The organism is Mesorhizobium sp. M7D.F.Ca.US.004.03.1.1 (assembly GCF_003998635.1).
Classification (GTDB): Bacteria; Pseudomonadota; Alphaproteobacteria; order Rhizobiales; family Rhizobiaceae; genus Mesorhizobium; species Mesorhizobium loti.
In genome coordinates, this window is record NZ_RZQG01000103.1 from 1 (window position 1) to 10,993 (window position 10,993).

Sequence of the window (10,993 nt, forward strand, 5' to 3'; positions counted from 1 at the left end):
GGACAGGATCAGGAACCCTGTCAGCATCCACATCACCAGCCTGCGGTCCATGCGCCTTGTGATGATCGCCATGGTCGGCGCGGCGACCGCCGCGACGATCGCGGTGGCCGTCACCGCTTGCCCGGCAACGCCTTCGCTGACGCCGAGATCGCGCGCCATCGGCGTCAGCAGGCTGGCGGGCAGGAACTCCGCCGTCACCAGACCGAACACCCCAAGTGCCAGCGAGACCACGGCACCCCAGGCCGGCTCGGTTCGTTCGTCGGAATCTGCGGGGTTCAAAAGTGCGGCGTCGATGACGCCTGTCGCGGGTTCGGCCATGGTCAGTCTCCGATGTGTTTGCAGCGCAGCATTTGGCTGCAATGCAACATAGGGAGTGACCGCCTGGAGTTTCCATGCTAGAAACCCCATCATGTTTGACCATTCGTCCAAAATTCCAATCACTGGCGACCCGCTGACCGACATCTTGAGGGGCCTGCGTCTCGATGGCGTCGAATACGGCCGCTTCGAACTGAAGGAGCCTTGGGGCATCCAGTTCCCGGCCCAGCCCGCGGCGCGGTTTCATTTCATCGGCCGCAAAGGCTGCTGGCTGAAGCAGCCGTCCGGCGAATGGGTGGAGCTCAATGCAGGCGATGCGATCCTGCTGCCGCGCGGTGCGGCCCATATGCTTGCCAGCGAACCCGGCGCCCAGGCCTGGCCGATCCATGGCTACGAAGTCGAGGAGGTCTGCAAGGACGTCTACTGCATGTCGAACGAAGGCATGTCGGAGTGTTGCCGGCCGGGAACCCTGCTGTTCTGCGCCAGCATGTATTTCAATCTCGATGGCCTGCATCCCCTGCTCGGCATGATGCCGGACGTGATGCGCACGCATGAGCTGGAAGCCTACGAACCCGGCATTCCGCATCTCTTGGAATCGATGGCGCGTGAAGTGACGATGGAGCGCGTCGGCTCCGGCGGCATCCTGGCGCGGCTGGCTGACGTGCTTGCCGCCACCGTCATCCGCTCATGGGTCGAACGCGGCTGTGGTGACTCGTCCGGCTGGATCGCCGCGGTCAGGGACCGCGAAATTGGCCGCGTGCTGGCCGCCATCCATCTCGAACCGAACCACGACTGGACCGTCGAGTCGCTGGCCCGAATGATGGGCGCCTCACGATCGGGATTTGCCGAGCGCTTCGCCACCATCGTTGGCGAAACGCCGGCAAAATATGTCACCCAGGTCAGAATGCATCAGGCGCGACAATGGCTGATCCGCGACCGGATGAAGATCTCCGTTGTTGCCGCGCGTCTCGGCTATGAATCGGACGCCGCCTTCAGTCGCGCCTTCAAGCGCGTCATCGGCTCGGCGCCCAGCCACCTACGCGCCGAGGAACAGGCTGATATCCGTCAAGCCAACTAACGCATGGAGGCCGTGACGGGCTGGTGATTCCAAGCTAGAAATCGGCATGGTTTTCACCTCTTCCAAGACTATCTTGCCGGCCCCAGGCGGTCCGCTGACCGACATGTTGCGCGGATTGCGGCTTGATGGCGCCGACTACGGCCGCTGCGAACTTGGTGAGCCGTGGGCGGTGTTGTTTCCAGCTCAGAAGGCGGCGCGGTTTCACTTCATCGGTCGCCGCGGATGCTGGCTGTTTTCGCCATCCGGGGAATGGATTGAACTGAAGGCCGGCGATGCATTGCTCTTGCCGCGCGGCCCCGAGCATGTCCTTGCCAGCGCGCCAGGCATCCCTGCCGTGCCGATCGAACGCTACAGTGTCGAGCCTTTGCAGGACAACGTCTTCAGTGTCTCGAATGGAGGCCAGGGCCCGAAAACCTTGCTGTTTTGCGGCAGCATGCACTTCAACCTGGACGGATCGCACCCCTTGCTGGGCATGATGCCGGATATGATGCGCGCCGGGGAATTGATGGCGGGTGAGCCCGGCATCCCACACCTGCTGGAAGCCATGGCTGGCGAAGTGACCATGAATCGGGCCGGCTCCGGCGGCATGCTGGCGCGACTGGCTGATGTGCTGGCCGCAAGCATCATCCGTTCATGGGTAGAGAACAGCGGCGACGACACCAGCGGCTGGATCGCGGCGATCAGGGATCGGGACATCGGCCGCGTGCTGGCGGCCATTCATCTGCAGCCCGAGAAGACCTGGACCGTCGAAGCGCTCGCCCACGAGATGGGCGCCTCGCGTTCGGCCTTCGCCGAACGGTTCACGGCCATCGTTGGCGAGACGCCGGCAAGATATGTTGCCCTTGTGCGCATGCATCAGGCGCGACAGTGGCTGATCGACGATCGGATGCGGGTTTCGACGGTCGCCGCAAGGCTGGGCTACGATTCCGAAGCGTCGTTCAGTCGGGCATTCAAGCGGATCGTCGGCATCGCGCCCAGCCATCTGCGCACCGTCGACGGCACCTCCGAAGACCGCTGAGACCATCCCGGCCCGGCTGCCGTGGATTGCCGGATTTGGATGAATTGCCAAGCCTTCCGGACGCAATGTCATTGCCGGGCCGGTTGCATGCAATAGCTTGCCATTGCCAAGCAAGTGAGAGGTCGGCGGCAAGTCGGCCCGAGAGGAGAACCTATGCCAAATCATCTGAAGGTCCTGGCGTTCGCCGCCATGCTCGTGGCCTCCGGGCGCGCCTTTGCCCTGGAGGACAGCTACCTGCCGACCGACAAGATCCCCTATGTCGCCGAGGCACCGGACCAGCCGCAGCGCCTCGGGCCGCTATGGGGCGAAAGGGCCAAGGGCCCGGCGGGAACGTTGCTGAAAGTCCCGGGCAACTGGCGCGCGCCGGTTCACGCGCACACAGCCGACTACCGCGCAGTGGTCATCCAGGGCCTGTGGGCGCACTGGCAGATGGATGGCGGCGAGGCGACCAAGGTCGAACTGCCTCCGGGATCCTACTGGACCCAGAAGGCCAATGAGATGCATGACGATGCCTGCCTCTCCGACACCGAATGCGTGATCCTGCTGATCAACGACACGCCCTACGAAACCTACCTGCCGAAATAGGCGGGCCTATGACGCGTGCCGCAAGCTGACGCCGCTGCCCTTGTCGAATAGCACCACCTTGTCCGGGTTCCAGGCGAAGCGCACCGCTTGCTCGATGGCGACATCGGTCCTGGCCGGCACGGTGGCACGCAGCGTCGCGTCGCCGACGCGCAGCGTCAGGATCTTTTCGACGCCATGGTTCTCGACATCGTGGACGCGCGCCTCGACCGGCGCGCCGCTCTCGAGATAGACGTCCTCGGGACGAATGCCGAAGACGAGCGGGCGACCATCGGTCGCCGCACTCGCCTTCGCACCCCCCGAAAAAGGCAGTTCGAAATTCAACGGCGCCATCACCGCGCGGCCGTTGACTAGCTTGCCGTCGATGAGGTTCATCGGCGGCGAGCCGACGAAGCTCGCCACATAGGTGTCGCGCGGGTTGTTGTAGATCTCGTATGGCGTGCCGGTCTGGACGATACGGCCACGGTTGAGCACGCCGACCTTGTCGCCCATCGACATCGCTTCGATCTGATCGTGGGTGACGAACAGGAAGGTGGCGCCGAGTTGCATCTGCAGGTTCTTCAGTTCCGTGCGGAGCGCCTCGCGCAGCTTGGCGTCGAGCGCCGACAGCGGCTCATCCATCAGGAACACGCGCGGCTTGCGCACGATGGCGCGGCCGATGGAGACGCGCTGCATCTCGCCGCCGGACAGCTTGTCGGTCTTGCGATCGAGCAGATGCTCGATCCTCAGCGTGCGAGCGGCGCGGTCGACGCGATCCTTGATCTCGGCGTCGGGCAGCCGGCGGATCTTCGGCTTCAGCGGGAACTCGAGATTTTCGCGCACCGTGTAGCGCGGATAGAGCGAATATTGCTGCAGCACCAGCGCCACGTCACGCTCGGCCGCACCCCAGTCGGCAACGTCGACGCCATCGATGAAGACCTGGCCTTCGCTGGGCTTTTCCAGCCCGGCGATCAACCGCAGCGTCGTCGTTTTGCCGGCGCCCGTCTCGCCCAGCAGCACGAAGAACTCGCCATCGGCTATGTCGAGATCGAGCCCGGTCAAGGCGGTGTGGTTGCCAAAGGTCTTCGAGATGTTTTTCAGCTGGATATGGGCCATCAGAGTCTCACCCCCAGCGACTTGCCGCTTGCCGTGTCGAAGAAATGCGCCTGGGCCGGATCGATCCTGGCAAACACCTTCTCGCCGGGACCGCTGACGAAGCCGCTCTTGGTGCGCGCGCGCAGCATCTTGGAGCCGACCTTGAGGTCGACGATATCGAAGGAGCCAAGCGGCTCGACGATCTGCGTCTCGACCGGCAGGAACCCGTCGGCCGCATCGCGGCGGATGAGCACGCCTTCCGGCCGGATGCCGAGCGCCAGCTGGCCGCCGGCATGGCCATTGAGCTTCGACAGCAGCGCCCGCGGGAACTCGAAGCCGGCGGCAGCCCCGCCGACCGTCACCGAGACCGAGGACGCTGTCTCTGCCACCGCCGCATCGGCGACGTTCATCACCGGACTGCCGACGAATTGCGCCACGAACAGGTTTGCCGGACGCGAATAGACCTCGTCCGGCGAGCCGACCTGCTGCAGCACGCCTTCATGCATGATGACGATGCGGTCGGCGAGGCTCATCGCCTCGATCTGGTCGTGCGTGACATAGATGGTCGTCGAGCCCTGCTTGATATGAAGCCGCTTGATCTCCGCCCGCATCTCCTCGCGCAGCTTGGCGTCGAGCGCGCCGATCGGTTCATCCATCAGCATCGCCTTCGGCCGCCGCACCAGCGCCCGGCCAATGGCCACACGCTGCATGTCGCCGCCCGAAAGCGCCGACGGCTTCTTGTCGAGCAATTCGCTGATCTGCAGCGTCTTGGCGACCGAACGCACTTCCTGCTCGATCTCGGCCTTGCTCTTGCGCGTGGCACGCAAAGGGAAGGCGATGTTCTCGTAGACGCTCATATGCGGATAGAGCGAGAATGACTGGAAGACCATTGCGATGTCGCGGTCGGCGGCCTTCAGATGCTGGATCGGTTTGCCGTCGATGAGGATGTCGCCTTCGTCGATCGTCTCCAATCCGGCGATGGCGCGCAGCGTCGTCGTCTTGCCGCAGCCCGACTGGCCGAGCAGAACGATGAACTCGTTGTCGCTGATCTTCAGGTTGAGGTCCTTGATGACCTGGACGGCGCCGAAGAATTTCTGGACGCCGCGAAGCTCGATCTGGGTCAATGCTGTGCTCCCGGATTTCGCACCTGGCCGGTGCCGGCCTTCTCCTCAGGCGCGATCTTCGAGGTGATGTTGAAGCCGATCAAGCCGATCAGGGTGATGGTCAGACCGTAGGTATGCAACAGCAGGTTCCAGGGCTGGCAGAGCGCGATGATGCCGAGCACCATCAGCACCTGCGAACCCGGCTCCAGATACTTCTGATTGATGGCGCGAAAGCTCATTTGCGGATTGCTCCGAAGGACATGCCGCGCAACAGATGATTACGAAGCAGGAAGGTGAAGATCGCGACCGGCAACAGGAACAGGAAGGTTCCGGCGGCAATCACCGTCCAGTCCGGCAGGCCGGAGCCGACCTGGCTGGGGATGAACGGCGGAGCCGTCTGGGCGCGGCGGTTGGTCATGATCAGCGCGAAAGCATACTCGTTCCACGCCGTGATGAAGCAAAACACGGCGGTGGCGGCGATACCTGTGGCGGCCTCTGGCAGCACGATCTTGAAGAAGGCCTCCATGCGCGTGTAGCCGTCGACGAGGGCCGCCTCCTCATACTCTTTCGGGATCTCGTCCATGAAGCCCTTCATCAGCCACACCGAGAAGGACAGGTTGAAGGCGGTGTAGAGGATGATCAGCCCGATATGGGAATCGTTGAGCCCGACCGCCCGGTACATCAGGAACATCGGGATCGCCACCACCACCGGCGGCAGCATGCGCGTCGACAGGATGAAGAAGAGCAGATCCGCCTCTCCCTTCACCTTGAAGCGCGAGAAGCCATAGGCGGTGAACGTTCCCATGCCGACCGCCAGCACCGTCGAGGTGATGGCGATGATCAGCGAGTTCAGGAAACGGCTTGGATATCCCGACCACTGCACCTGGCCTTTGCCGTCGCGTACGATCTTCTCGCCGCCGTCGAAGACGACGCGCTCCCACCACGGGGCGGCCGCATACTCTTCCGGTGTCGGCGGGCTGCGCATTTGCGAGCGCTTGGTGAACAGCTTCACGAACGGCGATATTTCCGGCTGGAAGACGACCGTCGGTGGGATGGTGGTGGCGAGATTGCGCGGCTTGAACGCCGTCGAGGCGATCCAGTAGATCGGCGCCAGGAAGATGATCGTCACCACCAGCACCGCGACGATGGCGACGCGATTGAGACCGATTTCGGAAGAAGTGCGGACGGCGGCCATCTCAGCGCTCCTTCACCTTGTTGAGGTATTTGACGTAGATGTTGGTGATGGCCAGCACCATGATCAGCACGATGTAGGCGAGCGCGCAGGAGCGCCCAGTCTGCCATTCCTGGAACGCCATCTTGTAGAGCCGGATCGAGATCAGCTCGGCTGTCGGCTGGCTGGTCAGGATGTAGGCAAGATCGAATGTCTTGAACGCTTCCATGGTACGGAAGATGACGGCGATCATCAGGATCGGCGCCACCAGTGGCAGCGTGATGCGGAAGAAGGTGTAGAACGGCCCGGCCCGATCGATCGCGGCGGCTTCGTAGAGATGCTTCGGCACCGCCGAGAGGCCGGCTAGCGACAGCAACATAACGAAGGGCGACCACATCCAGATGTCGGTGAGCGCGACGGCGTAGAGCGCCATCTTGGGGTCCGCGAGCCACTCGAAGTTGCCGAGCCCGAGGAAATAATTGATGACCCCCCATGACGGATCGTAGAGCAGTTTCCAGAACAGGCCGACGACGGCCATCGAGAGCATCATCGGCAGCAAAAGCAGCGTCGTCAGCAATCCCTTCAAGGGAATGTCACGGTTGAGCAGCATCGCCACACCGAAGCCGACGAACAACTGGCCGGCGACCGAGACGATGACGTATTTGGCCGTGATGGCGAAATTGTTCCACACGAACGGGTCGTTGAGCAGGTCGCGATAGTTCTGCAGCCCGACGAAGTTCGCCGGCGCGTTGGTCGACGCTCTAAAATCGGTGAAGGAATAGCCGAGCGAATAGATCAGCGGAAAGATGTTGAAGACGATCAGGAACAGGACCGTCGGAATGATGAAGAGGTTGCGGATCGAGATGTCGCTGAGGCCGCGTGCGGCCGCTCTTGAAGACCTGTCCAGTGTGGTGATCATCGTGGTCGCCAAGACCCTGCTCCCGTTTGCAGAAAAAGAAACGGAGGAGGCACCAACGCCCCCTCCGTGAGACACGATATTATTGACCGCGGCCGTACTTCTTGAAGGTCGCGTTCCAGTCGGCAGCCAGTGCGTCCAGCGTTTCCTTGGCGGTGCCTTCGCCGCCGATCATGTAAGGATAGACGCGCTGGTTGAGCTGCTGCAGCAGTTCGGCATATTCCGGCACCGCCCAGAAATCCTTCACCTTGAACATGGTCTCATAGAAGGCCTTGTTGTAGGGCGTGGCATTCTGGAATTCAGCCGACTTCAGCACGGCCGCACTACAGGTGTAGCCGCCGAGTGCCGCCCACTTCTTCTGGGTCTCGTCCTTGATGAACCATTCCAGGAACTTCGTCGCCTCTTCCTGCTTCTGCGAGTAGGAGACGATGGAGATGCCTTGCCCGCCGAGCGCTGCGAACTGATCGCCGTTCGGGCCGGGAGGATTGGCGAAGAAGCCGGTGTTCTTGGCGTTCGGGTTCGACGCCTCGTTGATCAGCGAGGGGAAGAACGCGAAGAAGTTCATGCTCATCGCGGCCAGGTTTTCGGTGATCGCCTGGTTGTCTTCGACAAAGAACGACTTGGCCCAGCCCGGAGGGGTGAACTTGTAGAGTTCCTTGTAGGCGTCGAGCGCCGCCACGGCCTTCTCGGAGTTGATATGGCCGTCGACCTTGTAGGTCGAATAGTCGCCCAGATCGCCGCCATAGGAGAACAGCGCGTTCTCGAAGCCCATCGCCATCGCGTCGTAGGAGTTGTCGGTATAGATGGCGATGCCGTATTTCTTCTGATCCGGCCGGTAGAAGAATTCGGCGATGTCACGCAGTGCCTTGAAATCCTTCGGCACGTCGAGGTCGTAACCATACTTGGCCTTGAAGGCTTCCTTTTCCTTGGGATCCTCGAACCAGTCCTTGCGATAGGACCAGCCGACCGCATCGCCTTCGAGCGGGATTGCCCAGTATTTGCCGCTGTTGCCGGGATACTCGGAGTAATATTTCACCGTCGCCGGTGCCATGACATTGCCGAGGTCATGCTTCTTGAAGAAGTCTGTCAGGTCGACATAGTGGCCACCGGTCGAGCCGGCGCCGAGCCATTGCGAGTCGCCAACGACCAGATCGTAGGCGTCGCCATGGGCGTTGAACTCGGTGAAGGCCTTGGTCTGGAAGTCGGACCAAGGTGTGGTTTCCACCGTGATCTTGACGCCGGTTTCCTTCTCGTACTCGTTGCCGAGTTCCTGCAGATAGTTGGCCGGATCCCATTCGGCCCAGAAGATGGTGAGTGACTTTTCCTGCGCGTAAACGGACGTTCCGCAGGCAAGCGTTAAGCCGATACCAGCAAGTACGCTGGTCACTAACTTGCGCATAATGATTTCCTCCCTTGTGCGCATTCTACCTTGTCATGCGAGCCGGCAACGGGGCCGGCCCTGGTAGTTCCTCCCGTGATCGCACCTTTCCGGTTCCGAGCCTCCTCGCCCTGCCGGAAAATGGATCGCAGCCCTCACTTTCGATCCGCTTTTCTTGTCTGATCTGGTATTACCAATTCTGCATGCGCGTCAAGCCCTTTCTTGGCAGCTCGACTTGCCCATTGCTATCGGATTCCGGCTTTATCTGCCTGTTTTACCAAGATTTTCCTACTCAGTGATACGCGTGGGTGTTGTCCGGTACCCCGCACTGCGGTTAAGATCAGTAGTCGACATGCAAATCTGGTCGAACCAGATAGGGCTATTTCATGGCTGCCGTCGGATCGATGCTGTGTTCGTCGCCGATCGATTCCGCGACCGCCGCACGCACCAGCGCCCCGGCCGCCCATTGCGCGACCGACATCGTCCGGCGACTGTCCAGCCCCCATATATCCTTGAGCACGATCAGCACCTCGACACCGAACATCAGCGACAGCGCCTGCGCCAGCCGCTTGAAGTCTCGCGGCGGCAAACGGCCCTTGAGGGGCGCGATCGCCTCTTTCAGCAAGTCGATGCGGTGGCCGCGCGTGAAAGCCGGCTCGCCACCCAGCGTGCCGGCCTGACGCCGCGCCCATTGATCGAGCGACAGCTTCAGCGCTGCCTTGAACGTGGCTTCGAAGGCCTCGATGCGCGGCATGGCCGTGTCGAACAGCTCGGCGACCCGTCGCTCGGCATCGGCGGAGGTCGACTGCCAGGTCAGGATTGGCCCCAGTCCCTCGTCGACCACCGCTTGCACCAACGCGGCCTGGCTCGGGAAATAACGATAGGCAGTGGCACGGGAAACCTCAGCCGCCTCGGCGACCTCGCTGACCGAGGGCGTGACGCCCGCCTGCATCAGCCTTGTTGCTGTCTCCAGCATCAGCCGTTTCGTGCGTGCGCGCGGCCCGCGCTCTATCGCCTGGCCGTTTCCTCGCTCAGTGTCGTCGCTCGCCGTGGATTGTTGACGTGAGACATCCATATCAATACGATACGCGCGTCTCAAAAAATTGCAATGGCCTTCGCTTGCGGAAAGGCCGGGCAAACAGCCGGCAGGGAAACGCGATGAAGCGCATCTATGTGGTGGGCACCGCCGACACCAAGGGCGAAGAACTTGCCTTCCTGGCCGATGCGATCACTGCTGCGGGCGCAGCGGTGTCCCGCGTCGATGTCGGGACGCGCGACGCAACCATTCCCGTCGACATCACCGCAAAGGAAATTGCCGGCCATCACCCCGACGGTCGCGGCGCCGTGCTTGATATCGACGACCGCGGCACCGCGGTTGCCGCAATGGGCGTCGCCTTCGCCCGCTTCGTTCAATCGCGCAATGATATCGGCGGGATGATCGGCATTGGCGGCGGCGGCGGCACATCGATCATCACGTCGGGCATGCGCGCGCTGCCGCTCGGCCTGCCCAAGATCATGGTCTCGACGCTTGCCTCCGGCGACACCGCTCCCTACGTCGATGTCTCCGACATCATCATGATGCCCGCTGTAACCGACATGGCCGGACTGAACCGGCTCTCCCGCGTTGTCTTGCACAACGCGGCCCGAGCCATATCAGGCATGGCGGCCAGCCCGGCGCCGCCGCCCGACGGCAAGCCGTCGATCGGCCTCACCATGTTCGGCGTCACCACGCCTTGCGTGACGGCCATCGCCGACCAGCTCCGTTCTGCCTACGACTGCATGGTCTTCCACGCCACCGGCACTGGCGGCCGCAGCATGGAGAAGCTGGCCGACAGCGGCCTGCTGTCCGGGATCATCGACATCACCACGACCGAAGTTTGCGATCTCCTGTTCGGCGGCGTCCTGCCGGCAACCGAGGACCGTTTTGGCGCGATCGCCCGCACCCGGCTGCCCTATGTCGGTTCGGTCGGCGCGCTCGACATGGTGAACTTCTGGGCGCCTTCGACCATCCCGGAACACCATCGCGACCGGCTGTTCTACGAGCACAATCCCAACGTCACGCTGATGCGCACCACGGCGCAGGAATGCCGTGCGATCGGCGAATGGATCGGCACCAGGCTCGCTCGCTGCGAGGGGCCGGTGCATTTTCTCATTCCAGAAAAAGGCGTCTCGGCGCTCGACATCGAAGGCGGCGCCTTCTTCGACCCGGAAGCCGACGCTGTTCTCTTCGAAGCCATCGAGCGCACCATCAGGCCGAATGACCTGCGGCGCGTGACGCGCCTTCCGCTCCACATCAACGACCCGGAATTCGCAAAGGCGGCAACATCGGCCTTCCTCGACATCGCCAGACAGTGAGAG

At 62.5% G+C, this 10,993-nt stretch carries 11 protein-coding genes and 1 pseudogene; 4 read left to right on the top strand and 8 right to left on the bottom strand.

Annotated features, from left to right (window positions below; translation table 11 throughout):
- A pseudogene (locus EN935_RS09075) lies at nucleotides 1-318 on the bottom strand (MFS transporter); the annotation flags it as partial.
- A gap of 91 nt (nucleotides 319-409) precedes the next feature.
- Here EN935_RS09075 and EN935_RS09080 point away from each other — a divergent pair.
- The 3 genes from EN935_RS09080 to EN935_RS09090 all read left to right on the top strand — a co-directional run bounded on the left by EN935_RS09080 (nucleotide 410) and on the right by EN935_RS09090 (nucleotide 2,996).
- Entirely contained in the window at nucleotides 410-1,393 is a 984-nt protein-coding gene (locus EN935_RS09080) for an AraC family transcriptional regulator (RefSeq protein WP_126070593.1), read from the top strand.
- Between the two features lie 46 nt (nucleotides 1,394-1,439).
- A complete protein-coding gene (locus EN935_RS09085) occupies nucleotides 1,440-2,411 on the top strand; it encodes an AraC family transcriptional regulator (protein WP_127263333.1) in 972 nt (323 codons plus the stop codon).
- A 153-nt stretch (nucleotides 2,412-2,564) separates the two neighbouring features.
- A complete protein-coding gene (locus EN935_RS09090) occupies nucleotides 2,565-2,996 on the top strand; it encodes a DUF4437 domain-containing protein (protein ID WP_109658673.1) in 432 nt (143 codons plus the stop codon).
- A 6-nt stretch (nucleotides 2,997-3,002) separates the two neighbouring features.
- Here EN935_RS09090 and EN935_RS09095 read toward each other — a convergent pair whose 3' ends face one another.
- The 7 genes from EN935_RS09095 to EN935_RS09125 all read right to left on the bottom strand — a co-directional run bounded on the left by EN935_RS09095 (nucleotide 3,003) and on the right by EN935_RS09125 (nucleotide 9,710).
- Nucleotides 3,003-4,088, bottom strand: a complete 1,086-nt coding sequence (locus EN935_RS09095) for an ABC transporter ATP-binding protein (RefSeq protein ID WP_127263332.1) — start codon at nucleotides 4,086-4,088, stop codon at nucleotides 3,003-3,005.
- Nucleotides 4,088-5,191 carry an ABC transporter ATP-binding protein gene (locus EN935_RS09100; protein ID WP_126070596.1) on the bottom strand — a complete coding sequence of 368 codons (1,104 nt, stop codon included), beginning with the start codon at nucleotides 5,189-5,191 and terminating at the stop codon, nucleotides 4,088-4,090. Before EN935_RS09100 ends, EN935_RS09095 begins: the two co-directional genes overlap by 1 nt.
- Nucleotides 5,188-5,409 (bottom strand): hypothetical protein, encoded by a 222-nt coding sequence (locus EN935_RS09105; RefSeq protein ID WP_109658670.1) that lies wholly within the window; start codon nucleotides 5,407-5,409, stop codon nucleotides 5,188-5,190. Before EN935_RS09105 ends, EN935_RS09100 begins: the two co-directional genes overlap by 4 nt.
- The gene (locus EN935_RS09110) at nucleotides 5,406-6,365 is read right to left on the bottom strand and encodes a carbohydrate ABC transporter permease (RefSeq protein WP_109658669.1); all 960 of its coding nucleotides are present in this window, start codon (nucleotides 6,363-6,365) and stop codon (nucleotides 5,406-5,408) included. The genes EN935_RS09105 and EN935_RS09110 overlap by 4 nt, the downstream gene beginning before the upstream one ends.
- A gap of 1 nt (nucleotide 6,366) precedes the next feature.
- Nucleotides 6,367-7,272, bottom strand: a complete 906-nt coding sequence (locus tag EN935_RS09115) for a sugar ABC transporter permease (protein WP_109658668.1) — start codon at nucleotides 7,270-7,272, stop codon at nucleotides 6,367-6,369.
- Nucleotides 7,273-7,339: 67 nt separating this feature from the next.
- Complete coding sequence (locus tag EN935_RS09120; protein ID WP_109658667.1) at nucleotides 7,340-8,656, bottom strand: ABC transporter substrate-binding protein; 1,317 nt, start codon at nucleotides 8,654-8,656, stop codon at nucleotides 7,340-7,342.
- Between the two features lie 358 nt (nucleotides 8,657-9,014).
- Nucleotides 9,015-9,710: a TetR/AcrR family transcriptional regulator gene (locus tag EN935_RS09125; protein ID WP_109658666.1), complete on the bottom strand. Its 696-nt coding sequence runs from the start codon at nucleotides 9,708-9,710 to the stop codon at nucleotides 9,015-9,017.
- Nucleotides 9,711-9,793: 83 nt separating this feature from the next.
- Here EN935_RS09125 and EN935_RS09130 point away from each other — a divergent pair, with 83 nt between their 5' ends.
- On the top strand, nucleotides 9,794-10,990 hold the full coding sequence (locus EN935_RS09130) for a Tm-1-like ATP-binding domain-containing protein (RefSeq protein WP_127263331.1): 1,197 nt from the start codon (nucleotides 9,794-9,796) through the stop codon (nucleotides 10,988-10,990).
- Nucleotides 10,991-10,993 lie beyond the last annotated feature (3 nt).

Excerpts from the sequence above, each read along its gene's own strand:
- EN935_RS09080 (WP_126070593.1), top strand. The coding sequence starts at position 410 with ATGTTTGACCATTCGTCCAAAATTCCAATCACTGGCGACCCGCTGACC.
- EN935_RS09085 (WP_127263333.1), top strand. The coding sequence starts at position 1,440 with ATGGTTTTCACCTCTTCCAAGACTATCTTGCCGGCCCCAGGCGGTCCG.
- EN935_RS09090 (WP_109658673.1), top strand. The coding sequence starts at position 2,565 with ATGCCAAATCATCTGAAGGTCCTGGCGTTCGCCGCCATGCTCGTGGCC.
- EN935_RS09095 (WP_127263332.1), bottom strand. The coding sequence starts at position 4,088 with ATGGCCCATATCCAGCTGAAAAACATCTCGAAGACCTTTGGCAACCAC.
- EN935_RS09105 (WP_109658670.1), bottom strand. The coding sequence starts at position 5,409 with ATGAGCTTTCGCGCCATCAATCAGAAGTATCTGGAGCCGGGTTCGCAG.
- EN935_RS09110 (WP_109658669.1), bottom strand. The coding sequence starts at position 6,365 with ATGGCCGCCGTCCGCACTTCTTCCGAAATCGGTCTCAATCGCGTCGCC.
- EN935_RS09120 (WP_109658667.1), bottom strand. The coding sequence starts at position 8,656 with ATGCGCAAGTTAGTGACCAGCGTACTTGCTGGTATCGGCTTAACGCTT.
- EN935_RS09125 (WP_109658666.1), bottom strand. The coding sequence starts at position 9,710 with ATGGATGTCTCACGTCAACAATCCACGGCGAGCGACGACACTGAGCGA.
- EN935_RS09130 (WP_127263331.1), top strand. The coding sequence starts at position 9,794 with ATGAAGCGCATCTATGTGGTGGGCACCGCCGACACCAAGGGCGAAGAA.